The organism is Streptomyces sp. NPDC056527, from assembly GCF_042794475.1.
In the GTDB taxonomy this organism is placed as follows: domain Bacteria; phylum Actinomycetota; class Actinomycetes; order Streptomycetales; family Streptomycetaceae; genus Streptomyces.
The window spans coordinates 135935-152002 of sequence record NZ_JBHTTQ010000003.1 but is presented as its reverse complement, the minus strand read 5'-3'; the positions used below and the strand labels follow the sequence as shown (position 1 = coordinate 152002).

Below are 16068 nucleotides of genomic sequence, written 5' to 3'. Positions count from 1 at the left end.
CTGGCGGGCCATTTTCTTCCCATGACCGAACGTCCTGTGGTCAAGCGCACCGCACGCGCCATCCTGCTCGATGGAAACGACCTCATCCTCATCAAGCGCACGAAGCCGGGGGTGGATCCGTACTGGGTGACGCCGGGCGGCGGGGTCGAGCCCTCGGACACCACCGTCGTCGAGGCCCTGCACCGCGAGGTACACGAGGAGCTCGGCGCCAAGGTCACCGACGTGGTTCCCTGCTTCGTCGACACCGTCGAGCACATCGTCGACGGCGGTGTCTCCGGGGTGAAGGTCCAGCACTTCTTCGTCTGCCGGCTCGAGTCCATGGACACCTCGCTGCGGCACGGTCCCGAGATCGAGGAGCCGTGCGGCGAGTACGAGATCGTCCGGGTGCCGTTCAGCCGGGTCGGGATCGCCGCCGTCCATCTCGTACCGCTCTCCCTGCGTCACTACCTGGACGGCAACATCGAGGGCGTCCGCGCGATGCACGCCCCCGACCTGGGCTAGGACGCGAGCTCCGTCAGGAGGTCGTGGCGGATCCGCTCTGCGGGGATACCGATCCCCCGCAGGGTGGCCACGCCGCGCCGGATCATGCCGGGCGGGCCCGACAGATAGGCCTCGTACTCGTTCCACGGGCCGTACTGGCGCACCGCGTCCGGCAGCTGGGCCTGGTCCTCGGTGACCGGCCGCACCGACAGCCAGGGGTACGTCTTCTGGAGCCGCATCATCGTGTCGATGTCGTACAGGTCATGGCCGCTGCGCGCCCCGTAGAACACCTCCACGGGGCGCCGGTCCCCGTGCTCGGCGACATCCTCGACCAGCGCCTTGATGGGCGCGATCCCCGTGCCGCCGCCCAGGCACAGCAATCCGTTGTCCGTGGAGTGGTCGACCGTCATCGACCCCGCCGGCGGACCGAGGCGCAACACGTCACCCGGACGGGCGTGGTGGACCAGGGCGTTGGAGACCCAGCCGGCCGGCACCGCCTTGACGTGGAGGGAGAGCAGCCCGTCGGGCCGGGGCGCCGAGGCGAAGGAGTAGTGCCGCCATACGCGCGGCCACCGCGGGGTCTCAAGCGTCGTGTACTGACCGGCGACGAAGGAGTACGGCTGGTCCGGCCGCAGTGTGATCACCGCTATGTCCGGCGTCCGCAGATCGTGCGAGACGACCTCCGCCTGCCACCAGGCGGGCGCGTGCCGCTCGTTCTCGGCCGCCGCGTCGATCATGATCTGCGAGATCGTCGTGTACGTCCGCACCCAGGCGGCCTCGGTCTCCTCGTTCCAGGTCAGGGTGGCGTACCGGATCAACGCACCGATCAGAGCCTCGCCGACAGCCGGGTAGTGCGTCGGTAGGGTGCCGTACTTGCGGTGTCCACGGCCGAGGTTCTGCAGGTACTCGGTGAGTACGGGGGCGTTGTCCAAGTGCTCGGCCGCCGTCAGCAGCGCCTTGAGGAGGCGGTCGCGCTGGGTGTCCATCGACGCGGGGAACATCGCGCGCAGTTCAGGGTGGCGGACGAAGAGCAACGCGTAGAAGTACGAGGTCACCTTGTCGGCGGCGGGCCCGATCTCGGCCAAGGTGCGGCGAATGAGGATCGCGTCGGGGGACGGTTCCGGAGGTATCCGGGGCGGTGCCTCGCCGTCGTCGTGCACGGCCTCTTCCATCGTGTGCCTCGCCTCGCGCAAGCGGCTCTTGTCGCCGCAGCCTGGCAGGTTCGGCCACCGGTTCGGACAGAAAGTGGAATTCTCGGGCATTAACCCCTGGAGGGGGCTAGGCTGCGCTCTTTCGGACCAGTTCGTACGCCTCTCGCAGATCGTCTCCCGCATAGGCGTGCCGGGAGAGTCCGGCCAGATGACGGTCCGCGTTCACCGCCACCGTCATGGGGACGACGGCGAAGAGTTCCGCGTCGGACATCGAGTCCCCGTAGGCGACACAATCCTCGAACCCCATCCCGTACTCCGCGCAGAGTCGACGGGCGATACTCACCTTCGCCGCGGCATTGAGAATCCCCGGCCGGTGGATGGGCGCCGTGAAAGGAACCGAAGGCCATTGCGAACCGTGGGCCGAGTCCACGCCCCAGTCGAGAAGGCGCTCGACGAAGAAGTCCGGCGAGAGCGAGATGACCGCGCAGCGGTCTCCCTGAGCGCGGATGTCCGCCCAGACCTCACGGATGCCGGCCAGCCAGGGCGCCCCTTCGAAGGCGGCGGTGACCTGCTCAACGGTGAGGGCGGACCAGAGCTCACGAGCCTGGACGGCGAACTCGTCCGGCGTCATTCCGTGGAGCAGAAACCCCTGCTCCAGGGCGGCGATCTCCTCGGCGAGCCCCAGCTGCCGAGAGATCTCCACGGCCGCGGCCGAACCTCGGATCAGGGTGCCGTCGAGATCGAAGAGATGAAGCCTGCCTCGGCCCCGGAGAGTCGTCATGTACGCCGAGGCTAGTACGTGCGGTTACTCCGACCGTCAGACGCGGGACGAGCCGGCCGAGCGGCACGGTGTTTCACGTGAAACATCTCAAGCGTCCCGCTCGGCGGGCTCTCCTCGTCCTCCATGTCGCCGTCTCCGTGGCCTGGCTCGGGCTCAGCGTGGGACTGCTGACGCTGGGGATCACGGCCTGGACGACCGGTGATCCCTCCCTTACGGAAGCGTCCTACCGCGCGATGAAGGTCTTCGCCGACTGGCTCCTGGCTCCGGTCGCCGTCGGGACCCTGGTGAGCGGGCTGGTGCTGTCACTGGGCACACCCTGGGGTCTCGCCCGGCATCGCTGGGTCTGGATCAAGTTCTGGATCACGATGGCCACCGCGGCAGCGACCGTCTTCGCCCTGCGCCCCGAGATCGAGCACGCGGCGGCGGCCGGGGTACCGGACATCAGCCTGGTGGCGGCGCCCACGGTGTCGACGACGGCCTATCTCTTCATGACGGCGATCTCGATCCTGAAGCCATGGGGGCTGACCCGAAGAGGTCGGCGCCTGCGAACCCGCGCGAGTTCTCCTAAAGCGGTGGACGGACGATCAGTAGGTCGGACAGCCTGAGCCCATGCCGACCTCGCCCTCCCCGCTCGACCAGCTCCCCGTCCGACGCCTCACCACGGACGACCTCACCGCCTGCGCCGATCTCTCCGAGGACCGAGGATGGCCCCGCGAGGAACACAAGTGGAGCCTGCTGCTCACCGCCGGGACCGGTTATGGCATCGACGACCCGGCCGGCAAGGGGCTGGTCACGGCCTGCGTGGTGACCTCGTACGGACCGGGGCTCGCCGCGATCGGCATGGTGCTGGTCGCCGAGCGATACGCCCGCCAGGGCGTGGGGCGTCGGCTCATGATCCATGTGCTGGAGCAGGCGGGAGACACCCCGCTCACGCTCCATGCCACCCCGAACGGGCAGCCGCTCTACGAGCAGCTGGGCTTCGCCCAGACGGGCCGCGCGGAGATGGTCATGGGCCGCTTCACTCCGACGGAACCGGCCCCGGACATCCCGACCCGACCCGCCACGGCGGAGGACCTCCAAGCCATTCTGTGCTTGGACACCGAGATCTTCGGCCTGGACCGCACCCACATGATCACCCGCCTGCCCGCCTTCGCCGATCAGCTCCGCGTCACCGAGATCGACGGCGAGATCACCGGCTTCGCCGCGGCATGGCCCAACATGGACACCCATGTCATCGGCCCCTTGATCGCCAGGGACACGGCGACAGCACAGGCGCTCGTCGCCTCCCTGGCCACCGCCACGGACCGCCCCCTGCGCACGGACATCGACGTACGCCACGAGTCGCTGCTGCGCTGGCTCAAGACGAACGGTCTCGCTCCGATCGCGTTCAACGCGGTCATGGTGCGCTCGCTGGACGGGCTTCCGGGTGACTGGCGCCGCCGATTCGCGCCTCTCACTGTGGCGGCGGGATAGACAGCAAGTAATTGCACACGCGGGCTATTGCAGTCATCGTCTACTCTGGGAGAAGCCGCTCCGGACAGAGGAGAGATCATGACCGCGACCGACCCCGCTCTCACCGCCCTCTCCCAGGGCTGGTGCGCCCTCTCCTTGCTGCACGGCAGGATCGAATCCCACATCGAGCGCGCGTTGGAGGCCAACCACGGTCTGAGCATGCGCGAGTACTCGCTGCTGGACGTCCTCAGTCGCCAGCACAGCGGACCCGGCGGCCATCTCCAGATGAAGCAGGTCGCGGACGCCGTCGTACTCAGCCAGAGTGCCACCACCCGCCTGGTGACCCGGCTGGAGGACCGCGGCCTGCTCACCCGCTATCTCTGCGCCACCGACCGGCGCGGCATCTACACCGATGTCACCGAAGCCGGCATGGCGCTGCTCGACGAGGCACGGCCCACCAATGACGGGGCACTGCGCGAGGCGCTCGACGAGGCCGCGAAGGACCCGGAGCTGACCCCCCTGGTCCGCGTCGTCGAAGGGATGTGGGTTCCGGCCTAGCCGGAACGGGCCCCGGGCGTAATCTGCGCCCCATGAGCGATCTTGAGATACGGCCCGGCACCGTCGAGGATCTCCCGGACATCGTCGCCATGCTCGCCGATGACCCCCTGGGCGCCCGGCGCGAGTCCCCCGACGACCTCACCCCGTACACCGCGGCCTTCCGGCGACTGGCCTCGGACCCGAACCAGCATCTGGTCGTGGCCGTGCGCGACCACAAGGTCGTCGGCACCCTTCAGCTCACGATCATCCCCGGGCTCTCCCGGCGCGGGTCCACGCGGTCGATCATCGAAGGCGTGCGCATCCACGCAGAGGAGCGAGGCAGCGGCCTGGGCACCCGGCTCATCGAGTGGGCCGTCGAGGAGTCCCGACGCCAGAACTGTCAGTTGGTGCAGCTGACCTCCGACGCCACCCGCACGGACGCCCACCGCTTCTACGAGCGCCTCGGGTTCGAGGCCTCGCACCTGGGCTTCAAGCTGAGCCTCTGAGGGGAGGGCGCCCGGCCGCGACGACAGCCGACCGGAGCACACAGGACGCCGAGGGACCTCGGCGTCCTGTTTCACGTGAAACATCCGGCTCAGAGGCCGCGCCAGCCCGCCTCGTCGACCCCGCCGGGCACGGCGTCGCCCTGCTCGTACGGCTCGCGCGTAAAGACGAAGGACGCCAGATCAAGGTGGCTCACCGAGCCGTCCGCCCGTCGCACCACGCGCAGCCTCTCCCCCGCGTAGTAGCCGTTCAGACCGATCCACCCACCATCGGGCAACGCCCGGAAGGTCGCCCGCCGGCCGGCCCCGCGCAGCGGTTCGAGGACCACACTCCGGTCGGAACCCAGGCGCAGCCCGTACGCGTACGTTCCCCAGTACCAAGGACCGGTCAGCTCCAACAGCTTCTGGTCGACCTCGGCCGCGGGCAAGGGCCGCCACGGCTCGGGGAACCTGGGCTCGGCATCTGCCACGATCCGCACGAGATCGGCCGCCACGACCGAAGTCAGCGGCCCCGAAGTGGCGTTGGCGAGCGCTACCGCCGCCACTCCGTCCTCCACACTCACCCAGAGGCACGCGACGAAACCGGGCAGCGAGCCGGTGTGACCGACCAGCGTCCGCCCGTCCTTGCGCGCCAGTTGGACGCCGAGGCCGTAGCCCCCCTCCCATTCACCGGCTCCCGGCGGCGCCGCCGGTGTACGCATCTCCTCGACGGAAGCCGCGCCGAGCACCCGGTCGTCGCCCTGGGCGAGGAAGCCGGCGAAGCGGCAGAGATCCTCGGCCGTCGACCAGAGCTGTCCGGCCGGCGCCATCACCCCCAGGTCCTCCGACGGTTCGGGCAGCATCACATCGGCCCAGGGGTGCACGGCCCAGCCACCGGCATGCGGAGCCACCGGCTGTGCGCTCGTACGCGTCATCCCCAGAGGCTCCAGGATCTCGCCGCGCAGCGCCTCCTCCCAGGACACTCCACGGACCGCCTCGACCAGTGAACCGAGCAGCGTGTAGCCAGGGTTGGAGTAATGGTGGAGACGCCCCACCGGGTGGACGAGGGGATCGTCGCCCAGGACATCGGCCAGCTCCGGCCGGACGGTCCCGGGAGTCCGCTCCCACCACGGCGCCGGCGTCTCCGCCGCGAGCCCGGCGCTGTGCCCGAGGAGCTGGGCGATGGTCACCTCGCCCACGCCCGTACCCGAAAGGTGCTTCTCCAACGGGTCGTTCAGATCGAGGAGCCCCTCATCCCTCAGCCGCATCACCAGGACCGCGGTGAACACCTTGGTGAGGGAGCCGATCCTGTACTGCGTATCGGCGTCCGGGGCATGGCCGTCCACACAGCTGCGCGATCCGCTCCACACCATCGCCCCGTCGCGGGCCACGGCCCCGACGAAGGAGGGCGACCTCCCTTCGGACTGGGCGAGGGCAACGCGGTGCAGCAAGGCTCGTTCGGTGGTGGGAAGCAGAACGTCGAAGGGTGAGGTCATGCCCCGATCCAACGCCGTCGCCCCGCCGGAGTCGACCACATTTCACGCGGGGCGGACGCTCGGAACGGCGTACACCCGATCAGGTCTGCGCCATGTCGACAAAGCGGGAGTAGTGACCCTGGAAGGCCACCGTGATCGTCGCCGTGGGGCCGTTTCGGTGCTTGCCCACGATGATGTCCGCCTCGCCGGCGCGCGGCGACTCCTTCTCGTACGCGTCCTCGCGGTGCAGCAGGATCACCATGTCGGCGTCCTGCTCGATGGAGCCGGATTCACGGAGGTCGGAGACCATCGGCTTCTTGTCGGTGCGCTGCTCGGGGCCACGGTTCAGCTGCGAGAGCGCGATCACCGGCAGCTCGAGCTCCTTGGCCAGAAGCTTCAGGTTTCGCGACATGTCCGAGACCTCCTGCTGGCGACTCTCGGAACGCTTGCCGCCCGACTGCATCAGCTGGAGGTAGTCGATGACCACGAGCTTGAGGCCGGCGCGCTGCTTGAGCCGACGGCACTTGGCGCGGATCTCCATCATCGACAGGTTCGGGGAGTCGTCGATGTAGAGCGGGGCCTGCGAGACATCCGGCATCCGGCGCGCCAGCCGGGTCCAGTCCTCGTCCGTCATGGTGCCGGAGCGCATGTGGTGCAGCGCGACCCGGGCCTCCGCCGAGAGCAGGCGCATGGCGATCTCGTTGCGGCCCATTTCGAGGGAGAAGATGACGCTCGGCAGGTTGTGTTTGATGGAGCAGGCCCGGGCGAAGTCCAGGGCGAGCGTCGACTTACCCATGGCAGGACGGGCCGCGATGATGATCATCTGGCCCGGGTGCAGTCCGTTGGTGAGCTGGTCGAGGTCGGTGAAGCCGGTCGGCACACCGGTCATCTCGCCGCTGCGGGAGCCGATCGCCTCGATCTCGTCGAGCGCGCCCTCCATGATGTCGCCGAGCGGCAGATAGTCCTCGGTGGTGCGCTGCTCGGTGACCGCGTAGATCTCGGCCTGGGCCGAGTTCACGATCTCGTCGACGTCGCCGTCGGCCGCGTATCCCATCTGCGTGATCTTGGTGCCGGCCTCCACGAGCCGTCGCAGCACGGCGCGCTCGTGGACGATCTCGGCGTAGTACGCGGCGTTGGCCGCGGTCGGCACCGACTGGACGAGGGTGTGCAGATACGAGGCGCCGCCGACGCGGGTGATCTCGCCGCGCTTGGTGAGCTCGGCGCCGACCGTGATCGGGTCGGCGGGCTCGCCCTTGGCGTACAGATCGAGGATGGCCGCGTAGACCGTCTCGTGAGCGGGCTTGTAGAAGTCGTGACCCTTGATGATCTCCACGACGTCCGCGATGGCGTCCTTGGAGAGCAGCATGCCGCCGAGCACCGACTGCTCGGCGTCGAGGTCCTGCGGGGGCACCCGCTCGAAGCCTGAGAGACCGCTGTCCCACGGGCCGCTGTCGCTGCCGCGGTCGTGCTGGTCCTCCCGGCCCCGTCCGCGTGCACGGCCCTCGCCGCGGGGTCGTGCGACAGGCAGCCGGTCACTCGGTCCGCTGTCGGCCCAGGGGTCGTCCAGGGGCTCGGGAATGCTCATCAAGCCACCTCCTCCCGTCCGCTCCGCGGACCTAGCCGTGCCACTCTTTCTTACGCCACGGCTCGGACAAACAAGAGGCTTTGACTCCGCTTCTGGCGCGTCGGGCGCCGGACCACGGTAGGCCCGCGGGCACCGTCAGCCAATCTGGTTATCCACAGGGCCTGTGGGTGAAGGACCAGATGCTGTGGAGAACTCCGCAGAACCTGTGCACGGACCGGGGGACAGCCATGTGGACAAACTCATAGCCGACCCTGACCCGCAGCTCTGACCTGGCCTTTTTCCATCCACGGGCTGTGGGGGAGAAAAACTTTCCCCTCCGGATCAAGATCAGAACAAACGGCGCACAGTCGAAGCCCGGAGCCCGCCGATTGTAAGGACCCCAACCACATTGCATCTCTTACCTGTGGAAGATTAGATTGGGACCCATGACCCAGGCTCCCCCGACCCCCAAGGCCGCCCGTCGGCAGCACGACCGAGAGATCATCTCGCTCGCCGTCCCGGCCTTCGGCGCGCTCGTCGCCGAGCCGCTCTTCCTCATGGTCGACAGCGCCATTGTCGGCCATCTCGGCACGCCGCAACTCGCCGGTCTGGCCATCGCGGCGGCCCTGCTCACCACCGCCGTGAGCGTCTTCGTCTTCCTTGCCTACGCCACCACGGCCGCCGTCGCCCGCCGCGTGGGAGCAGGCGATCTCCAGGCCGCGATCCGCCAGGGCATGGACGGCATCTGGCTCGCCCTTCTGCTGGGTGCAGCCGTCGTCGCACTCACGCTGCCCACCGCCCCCTGGCTGATCGATCTCTTCGGAGCCTCCGACACCGCCGCCCCGTACGCCATCACCTATCTACGGATCTCCAGCCTCGGCATCCCCGCCATGCTCGTCGTCCTGGCCGCCACGGGTGTCCTGCGCGGCCTCCAGGACACCCGTACACCCCTGTACGTGGCCATCGGCGGCTTCGCCGCCAACGCGCTCCTCAACGTGGGCCTCGTATACGGCGCCGGCATGGGCATCGCCGGCTCCGCATGGGGCACGGTGATCGCCCAGTGCGGCATGGCCGTCGCGTATCTCGTCGTGGTCATCCGGGGCGCCAGACGCCACGGAGCCTCCCTGCGTCCGGACGCGGCAGGCATACGCGCCAGCGCACAGGCAGGCGTGCCGCTCCTCGTCCGCACGCTCTCCCTGCGAGCGGTCCTGATGATCGCCACGGCCGTCGCGGCTCGCATGGGCGACGCCGAGGTCGCCGCCCACCAGATCATCCTGTCCCTGTGGAGTCTGATGGCCTTCGCCCTCGACGCCATCGCCATCGCGGGACAGGCCATCATCGGCCGCTACCTCGGTGCCGACGATGCCGAAGGGGCACGACAGGTCTGCCGGCGCATGGTCCAGTGGGGTGCGATCTCCGGCGTCGTCCTGGGCGCACTGATCATCGTCGCCCGCCCGCTCTTCATCCCGCTCTTCACCAGCGACACCACGGTCCAGGACACCCTGCTCCCGGCCCTGCTGGTCGTCGCCGTGTCGCAGCCGATCTCCGGAGTGGTGTTCGTCCTCGACGGCGTCCTGATGGGCGCGGGCGACGGCCCCTATCTGGCCTGGGCCATGCTGTTCACCCTGGCGGTCTTCGCCCCGGTCGCCCTCCTGATCCCCGCACTCGGCGGAGGGCTGACGGCTCTGTGGTGGGCGATGACGCTCATGATGACCGTGCGGATGCTGACGCTCTGGCTGCGCTCCCGCTCCGGCCGGTGGATCGTCACCGGAGCCACCCGCTGACCCCGCTGACGTGTTTCACGTGAAACGGCGGAAGGGCCGCACCCCGAGGGGTGCGGCCCTTCCGTACTGCTGAGAGCAGCGTTACGCGGCGACGACCTCGACGCCGAGCTTCGCGGCAACCTCGGGGTGCAGACGCACGGACACCTGGTGCGAGCCCAGGGTCTTGATCGGCGAACCGAGCTCGACGCGACGCTTGTCGACGTCGGGGCCACCCGCGGACTTGATCGCCGAGGCGATGTCGGCCGGGGTCACGGAGCCGAAGAGGCGGCCGGCGTCGCCGGAGCGAACGGCCAGACGCACCTTCACGCCCTCGAGCTGGGCCTTGATCTCGTTGGCCTGCTCGATGGTCGCGATCTCGTGGATCTTGCGGGCGCGGCGGATCTGCGCCACGTCCTTCTCGCCACCCTTGGTCCAGCGGATCGCGAAACCACGCGGGACCAGGTAGTTGCGAGCGTAACCGTCCTTGACGTCGACGACATCGCCGGCGGCACCGAGGCCAGAGACCTCGTGGGTCAGGATGATCTTCATTAGTCGGTCACCCTTTCCTTATCGCGCGGTGGACGTGTAGGGCAGCAGCGCCATCTCACGGCTGTTCTTCACGGCCGTGGCGACGTCACGCTGGTGCTGCGTGCAGTTGCCGGTCACGCGGCGGGCACGGATCTTGCCGCGGTCGGAAATGAACTTCCGCAGCATGTTCGTGTCCTTGTAGTCCACGTACGCGGTCTTGTCCTTGCAGAACGCGCAGACCTTCTTCTTAGGCTTGCGCACAGGCGGCTTCGCCATGGTGTTTCTCCTGTGTGATCAAGAAGTTTGGGTACGAACCCACTTCCAGGGGAGTGCCCTAGAAGGGGGGCTCGTCCGAGTAGCCGCCGCCGCTGGAGTTTCCACCCCAGCCGCCTCCGCCGCCCTGCTGCTGGCCGCCACCGGCCGGCGCGCTGGTCGCCCACGGGTCGTCGGCGGGAGCACCGCCGCCACCCTGCTGGCCACCACCGGAGCTTCCGCTCCAGTTGCCGCCGCCCTGCTGGCCGCCACCGCCGCCGTAGCCACCCTGGCCACCGCGACCCGTGGTCTTGGTGACCTTGGCCGTGGCGTTCTTGAGGCTGGGGCCGACTTCCTCGACGTCCAGCTCGTAGACCGTGCGCTTGACGCCCTCGCGGTCCTCATAGGACCGCTGCTTCAGCCGGCCCTGCACGACGACGCGCATGCCTCGCTGAAGCGACTCGGCGACGTTCTCCGCCGCCTGACGCCAGACCGAGCAGGTCAGGAACAGGCTCTCGCCGTCCTTCCACTCATTGGTCTGACGGTCGAAGGTGCGGGGGGTGGACGCGATACGGAACTTCGCGACCGCCGCACCGGACGGGGTGAAGCGCAGCTCGGGGTCGTCGACAAGATTGCCGACGACCGTGATGACGGTCTCGCCTGCCATTGGGTGAACCTCTCGGCGGGATTGCTTCTGGCTGCTTACTGCTACTCGAACCCGATGACCTCTGAGCTAGGTGCTCAGTGGGTCTCGGGACGGAGGACCTTGGTCCGGAGGACCGACTCGTTCAGGTTCATCTGGCGGTCGAGCTCCTTGACGACCGCAGGCTCGGCCTGCAGGTCGATGACCGAGTAGATGCCCTCGGGCTTCTTCTTGATCTCGTAGGCGAGACGACGACGGCCCCAGGTGTCGACCTTCTCGACCTTTCCGTTGCCCTCACGGACGACGGAAAGGAAGTTCTCGATCAGCGGGGAGACAGCGCGCTCCTCGAGATCGGGGTCGAGGATGACCATCACCTCGTAGTGACGCATGTGGAACCCACCTCCTTTGGACTCAGCGGCCACGGTCGTTCCGTGGCAGGAGGGTCGTGATGCGTAAGCAACGGTATCGGCCGCCACTGACAATCCCCTCGGCGAGCGAGGAGGCCGTCGGGGTCCTGGGTGGACCTGGGCAGACACCGGTGCAGACCGTACAGACTACCTGCACACCGGCTTCCGGTTGAAATCCGGTGGTGGGGGGACGCAATCTGTACACAGCGGACGTCGGCGGCGCTAGGATGCGCCGCCTTCCCGGAAGCCACGCCAGGAGGTGCCCCATGGCACAGGCAATGCGACCCGACCCCGGACATTCCCTTCTCGCCACCGATGGCAAGCCCCACCCGCTGCAGGACACGCTGGTCGGGGTGACGCTCTTCCTCGGAGTCCTCTCCTTCATCACCGCGCAGTTCCACGACCTCCATGTCCTGGCTTCCTGGGCAGGACTGATCGGCATCGGGACGGGCGCGTTCGGACAGTTCATCTCGGTGACCACGAGGGAACGCTTCGCCTTGATCGTCGGGCTCGGCGCCTCGGCTGTCGGCTTCTATCTCGGCATGTTCTACGGGGGCCTCGTCTGAGGCATCCCGAACCGGCCACCGGCCAAGGGACACACGCACAATCGGGGCGCTCCCCGGTCACAGTAGGCTTCGGCGCGTGAGCCGGAGCCCCTGTACCGATGGGGACACACCTGCCGAGGAGCGCCCCGCATGAGCCTGACCCTGAGGACCATCAGCCGTGAGCAGCATCTGGCATTCATCCAGAGCCAGCCCGCGGCGAGCCACTGCCAGGTCCCGGCGTGGGCTGATGTGAAGACCGAGTGGCGCTCGGAGAACCTGGGTTGGTTCGACAAGTCCGGCGAACTCGTCGGCGCGGGCCTCGTCCTCTACCGCCAGCTGCCGAAGATCAAGCGCTACCTGGCCTATCTGCCCGAGGGCCCGGTCATCAACTGGTACGCCCCCAACCTCGACGACTGGCTGCAGCCGATGCTCGCGCATCTCAAGCAGCAGGGCGCCTTCTCCGTGAAGATGGGCCCGCCGGTCGTCATCCGGCGCTGGGACTCCGCCGCCATCAAGTCCGGCATCCAGGACCCGGACGTGAAGCGCCTGAAGGACGTCGAGGCCTCGCACATCGAGCCGCGTGCCTTCGAAGTCGCCGACCGGCTGCGCAAGATGGGCTGGCAGCAGGGCGAGGACGGCGGCGCGGGCTTCGGTGACGTCCAGCCCCGCTATGTCTTCCAGGTGCCCCTCGCCAACCGCTCCCTCGACGACGTCCTCAAGGGCTTCAACCAGCTGTGGCGCCGCAACATCAAGAAGGCCGACAAGGCCGGTGTCGAGGTCGTCCAGGGCGGCTACGAGGACCTCGCCGAGTGGCAGCGGCTGTACGAGATCACGGCCGTCCGCGACCACTTCCGCCCGCGCCCGCTCTCTTACTTCCAGCGCATGTGGACCGTCCTCAACAACGAGGACCCCAACCGCATGCGCCTGTACTTCGCTCGCCACAACGGCGTGAACCTGTCCGCGGCCACCATGCTCGTGGTCGGCGGCCACGTCTGGTACTCCTACGGAGCCTCGGACAACATCGGCCGCGAGGTCCGGCCCTCGAACGCGATGCAGTGGCGGATGCTGCGCGACGCCTATGCGATGGGCGCGACCGTCTACGACCTCCGGGGCATCTCGGACTCGCTCGACGAGACCGACCACCTCTTCGGTCTGATCCAGTTCAAGGTCGGCACCGGCGGCGAAGCGGTGGAGTACGTCGGCGAATGGGACTTCCCGCTCAACAAGCTCCTGCACAAGGCACTCGACATCTACATGTCGCGCCGCTGACGGTTGCGTAGTCTCGTACGTAATCTCGTAGGTCTCGTACATACCTTTGATACACCGCAGCCATCAGAAAGGTTCCGGGCCGGCCATGGCGCTCTCCCTCTACGTCGACACCGCTCGCTGGCGGGCGCACCAGAAGACCGTGATCGACCAGTTCCCCGGACTGATCCCGGTCTGCAAGGGCAACGGCTACGGCTTCGGCCATGAGCGGCTCGCCGACGAGGCGGCCCGCTTCGGCTCGGACATGCTGGCCGTCGGCACCACGTACGAGGCCGCGAAGATCAAGGACTGGTTCGGCGGCGACCTGCTCGTCCTCACCCCGTTCCGGCGGGGCGAGGAGCCGGTGCCGCTGCCGGACCGGGTGATCCGCTCCGTGTCGTCCGTGGACGGCGTGCACGCCCTCGTGGGCGCGCGGGTCGTCATCGAGTGCATGAGCTCGATGAAGCGCCACGGCATCCTCGAGGAGGACCTCGGCCGGCTGCATGCCGCCATCGAGGACGTACGGCTCGAGGGCTTCGCGCTCCACCTGCCCCTGGACCGCACCGACGGCACCGACGCGGTCGAGGAGGTCATCGCCTGGATGGACCGCCTGCGGGCCGCCAGGCTGCCGCTGCACACCATGTTCGTGAGCCATCTGCGGGCCCAGGAGCAGGCCAGGCTCCAGCAGCAGTTCCCGCAGACCCGGTTCCGCGCCCGGATCGGCACCCGGCTCTGGCTGGGCGACCACGAGGCCACCGAGTACCGCGGCGCCGTCCTGGACGTCACCCGCGTCTCCAAGGGCGACCGCTTCGGCTACCGCCAGCAGAAGGCCGCCTCCGACGGCTGGCTGGTGGTCGTCGCCGGCGGAACCTCGCACGGAGTGGGCCTGGAGGCCCCCAAGGCGATGCACGGTGTCATGCCGCGCGCCAAGGGCGTGGCCCGCGCCGGCCTCGCGACCGTCAACCGGAACCTTTCGCCATTCGTCTGGGCCGGCAAGCAGCGCTGGTTCGCCGAGCCGCCGCACATGCAGGTGTCGATCCTGTTCGTCCCCGCCGACGCCCAGGAGCCGAAGGTCGGCGACGAACTGGTGGCCCACCTGCGGCACACCACCACCCAGTTCGACCGCCTCGTCGAACGCTGAGCTCCAGGGCCCCTGAAGGCCCTCTGGAGCCCCCAGGAGTCCCGTGCTAGTCCCGCGGGACTCCCCACTCCACCCGCGGGGCGTCCACGGCCATGGCGGCGTGCCGGGCCGGATGCGCGGCCCTGCCCCGCACGAAGACGTCCTCCGCGCCGTCCAGGACACCCCCTGAGGGGTCGTCCGAGCCGTCCTGTCGCACCACGTCCCGCTCGGGCGCCAGGATGTCCCGCACGATCACGGCGCACAGGTAGAGCGTGCCGAGGATGTGCAGCACGACGACGAAGTGGTAGCCGTCCGTCGGCAGGCCCTGCTTGTTGCCGCTCATGGTGAAGGCCAGGTACATCCAGATACCCAGGAAGTACATGACCTCGCAGGCCTGCCAGACCAGGAAGTCGCGCCAGCGCGGCCTGGCCAGCGCGGCGAGCGGAATGAGCCACAGGACGTACTGCGGCGAGTACACCTTGTTGGTCAGCACGAACGCGGCCACGGTCAGGAACGCGAGCTGGACGAAGCGGGGCCGGCGGGGTGCCGTGAGCGTCAGGACGCCGAGACCCACGCATGCGAGGAGCATCAGCAGGATCGCGAAGGTGTTCGCGGTGCTCGGCGCGATCGGCTCTCCGCTGCGCTGGCTGATCAGCAGCCAGAACGACCCGAAGTCGATGTTTCGGTCGGTACTGAAGGTGTAGAACTGCTTCCACCCCTCGGGCGCGAGCACCATGATCGGCAGATTCACCACGAGCCAGGCGCCCGCCGCACCGAGCAGCGCCGCCCCGAACTCCCGCCACCGCCAGGCCCGCCAGCACAGCAGCAGAAGCGGCCCGAGCAGCAGGACCGGGTAGAACTTGGCGGCGGTCGCGAGGCCGATCAGGATGCCGAAAGCGAGCGGCCGGCCGCGTGACCACATCAGGACGGCGGCGCAGGTCAGCGCGACGGCCAGCAGATCCCAGTTGACGGTGGCGGTGAGAGCGAACGCGGGCGCCAGGGCGACGAGCAGAGCGTCCCAGGGCCGACGGCGGTGGGTGCGCGCGACACAGACGGCCATCACGGCGGCGCAGATCATCAGCATGGCCGCGTTGACCATCCAGAAGATCTGCTCACGGTGCATCAGGTCGCTGCCGCCCGGCGTGAGCCAGGCCGCGACCTGCATGAACAGTCCGGTCAGAACCGGGTACTCCAGGAACTCTATGTCGCTGTTCAGGCGGTCGAAGTACGGCACCATGCCGTCGGCGAACCCGCGCCCCGCGAAGAGGTGCGGGATGTCGGAGTAGCAGGCATGCGTGTACTGGGACGTGGTGCCCCGGAACCAGGCCCAGTCGTAACACGGGACCTTCTGCACCATCCCGAGGGCAAACATCCCGATGGCCACCAGTGCGATCACCCGCACAGGGGTGAGGGCGCTCGTGCCGAGCAGTGCCCGGCGGCCGATCGGTCCGCCGATCAGTTCGCTGCCCGCCGCCGCGACCTCGTCGCGCTGGGTGGGGCACACCACCGGCGGGTCCTGCGGGCGGTCCTGAGGCGGACTCGTCTTGTGGAGGCTCGGCATGGGGACATCCTGCCGTACGTCCCCGGGAAACGGTGAGGGCCGCCGTACCCGGCCACGCACCTGGAGTACGTGTCGGATACGG

The 16068-nt window shown here is 68.6% G+C and carries 18 protein-coding genes; 9 read left to right on the top strand and 9 right to left on the bottom strand.

Going from position 1 to position 16068, the window contains the following annotated elements; translation table 11 throughout:
- Positions 1 to 21: 21 nt before the first annotated feature.
- Entirely contained in the window at positions 22 to 501 is a 480-nt protein-coding gene (locus ACFQ7Q_RS03130) for an NUDIX domain-containing protein (RefSeq protein WP_383549028.1), read from the top strand.
- On the opposite strand, the gene ACFQ7Q_RS03125 is transcribed toward ACFQ7Q_RS03130, so the two are convergent.
- Both ACFQ7Q_RS03125 and ACFQ7Q_RS03120 read right to left on the bottom strand, forming a co-directional pair.
- On the bottom strand, positions 498 to 1652 hold the full coding sequence (locus tag ACFQ7Q_RS03125) for a globin domain-containing protein (RefSeq protein ID WP_383549025.1): 1155 nt from the start codon (positions 1650 to 1652) through the stop codon (positions 498 to 500). The two genes, ACFQ7Q_RS03130 and ACFQ7Q_RS03125, sit on opposite strands and share 4 nt — an antisense overlap.
- Positions 1653 to 1758: 106 nt before the next feature.
- Positions 1759 to 2412 carry an HAD family hydrolase gene (locus tag ACFQ7Q_RS03120; RefSeq protein ID WP_383549022.1) on the bottom strand — a complete coding sequence of 218 codons (654 nt, stop codon included), beginning with the start codon at positions 2410 to 2412 and terminating at the stop codon, positions 1759 to 1761.
- A 77-nt stretch (positions 2413 to 2489) separates the two neighbouring features.
- On the opposite strand from ACFQ7Q_RS03120, the gene ACFQ7Q_RS03115 reads away from it, so the two are divergent.
- The 4 genes from ACFQ7Q_RS03115 to ACFQ7Q_RS03100 all read left to right on the top strand — a co-directional run bounded on the left by ACFQ7Q_RS03115 (position 2490) and on the right by ACFQ7Q_RS03100 (position 4907).
- The gene (locus ACFQ7Q_RS03115; protein ID WP_383549019.1) at positions 2490 to 3017 is read left to right on the top strand and encodes a DUF2269 domain-containing protein; all 528 of its coding nucleotides are present in this window, start codon (positions 2490 to 2492) and stop codon (positions 3015 to 3017) included.
- Between the two features lie 4 nt (positions 3018 to 3021).
- Complete coding sequence (locus ACFQ7Q_RS03110; RefSeq protein WP_383549016.1) at positions 3022 to 3885, top strand: GNAT family N-acetyltransferase; 864 nt, start codon at positions 3022 to 3024, stop codon at positions 3883 to 3885.
- Positions 3886 to 3963: 78 nt separating this feature from the next.
- Complete coding sequence (locus tag ACFQ7Q_RS03105; RefSeq protein ID WP_383549013.1) at positions 3964 to 4422, top strand: MarR family winged helix-turn-helix transcriptional regulator; 459 nt, start codon at positions 3964 to 3966, stop codon at positions 4420 to 4422.
- 32 nt (positions 4423 to 4454) lie between these two features.
- Complete coding sequence (locus ACFQ7Q_RS03100; protein ID WP_383549010.1) at positions 4455 to 4907, top strand: GNAT family N-acetyltransferase; 453 nt, start codon at positions 4455 to 4457, stop codon at positions 4905 to 4907.
- Between the two features lie 89 nt (positions 4908 to 4996).
- Here the strand turns inward: ACFQ7Q_RS03100 and ACFQ7Q_RS03095 are convergent, their stop codons facing one another.
- Together ACFQ7Q_RS03095 and dnaB are read right to left on the bottom strand one after the other, a co-directional pair.
- Positions 4997 to 6379: a serine hydrolase domain-containing protein gene (locus ACFQ7Q_RS03095; protein ID WP_383549007.1), complete on the bottom strand. Its 1383-nt coding sequence runs from the start codon at positions 6377 to 6379 to the stop codon at positions 4997 to 4999.
- 79 nt (positions 6380 to 6458) lie between these two features.
- Positions 6459 to 7943, bottom strand: coding sequence for a replicative DNA helicase (dnaB, locus tag ACFQ7Q_RS03090; RefSeq protein ID WP_383549004.1), 1485 nt, complete (start codon positions 7941 to 7943; stop codon positions 6459 to 6461).
- 425 nt (positions 7944 to 8368) lie between these two features.
- On the opposite strand from dnaB, the gene ACFQ7Q_RS03085 reads away from it, so the two are divergent.
- Positions 8369 to 9706: an MATE family efflux transporter gene (locus ACFQ7Q_RS03085; protein ID WP_383549001.1), complete on the top strand. Its 1338-nt coding sequence runs from the start codon at positions 8369 to 8371 to the stop codon at positions 9704 to 9706.
- Between the two features lie 81 nt (positions 9707 to 9787).
- On the opposite strand, the gene rplI is transcribed toward ACFQ7Q_RS03085, so the two are convergent.
- The 4 genes from rplI to rpsF form a co-directional block, all read right to left on the bottom strand.
- A complete protein-coding gene (gene rplI, locus ACFQ7Q_RS03080; protein WP_137994544.1) occupies positions 9788 to 10234 on the bottom strand; it encodes a 50S ribosomal protein L9 in 447 nt (148 codons plus the stop codon).
- Positions 10235 to 10252: 18 nt separating this feature from the next.
- Positions 10253 to 10489, bottom strand: a complete 237-nt coding sequence (gene rpsR / locus ACFQ7Q_RS03075) for a 30S ribosomal protein S18 (RefSeq protein ID WP_005315025.1) — start codon at positions 10487 to 10489, stop codon at positions 10253 to 10255.
- A 58-nt stretch (positions 10490 to 10547) separates the two neighbouring features.
- Positions 10548 to 11132: a single-stranded DNA-binding protein gene (locus tag ACFQ7Q_RS03070; protein WP_383548998.1), complete on the bottom strand. Its 585-nt coding sequence runs from the start codon at positions 11130 to 11132 to the stop codon at positions 10548 to 10550.
- 74 nt (positions 11133 to 11206) lie between these two features.
- Positions 11207 to 11497: a 30S ribosomal protein S6 gene (gene rpsF / locus ACFQ7Q_RS03065; RefSeq protein WP_004950685.1), complete on the bottom strand. Its 291-nt coding sequence runs from the start codon at positions 11495 to 11497 to the stop codon at positions 11207 to 11209.
- Between the two features lie 284 nt (positions 11498 to 11781).
- On the opposite strand from rpsF, the gene ACFQ7Q_RS03060 reads away from it, so the two are divergent.
- From ACFQ7Q_RS03060 to ACFQ7Q_RS03050, 3 genes are all read left to right on the top strand, one after another.
- Positions 11782 to 12081: a hypothetical protein gene (locus ACFQ7Q_RS03060; protein ID WP_383548995.1), complete on the top strand. Its 300-nt coding sequence runs from the start codon at positions 11782 to 11784 to the stop codon at positions 12079 to 12081.
- A 129-nt stretch (positions 12082 to 12210) separates the two neighbouring features.
- Positions 12211 to 13329, top strand: coding sequence for a peptidoglycan bridge formation glycyltransferase FemA/FemB family protein (locus ACFQ7Q_RS03055; RefSeq protein ID WP_361435418.1), 1119 nt, complete (start codon positions 12211 to 12213; stop codon positions 13327 to 13329).
- Positions 13330 to 13414: 85 nt separating this feature from the next.
- Entirely contained in the window at positions 13415 to 14446 is a 1032-nt protein-coding gene (locus ACFQ7Q_RS03050; protein WP_329118431.1) for an alanine racemase, read from the top strand.
- 46 nt (positions 14447 to 14492) lie between these two features.
- Here ACFQ7Q_RS03050 and ACFQ7Q_RS03045 read toward each other — a convergent pair whose 3' ends face one another.
- Positions 14493 to 15986, bottom strand: a complete 1494-nt coding sequence (locus tag ACFQ7Q_RS03045) for a glycosyltransferase family 87 protein (protein WP_383548991.1) — start codon at positions 15984 to 15986, stop codon at positions 14493 to 14495.
- Positions 15987 to 16068 lie beyond the last annotated feature (82 nt).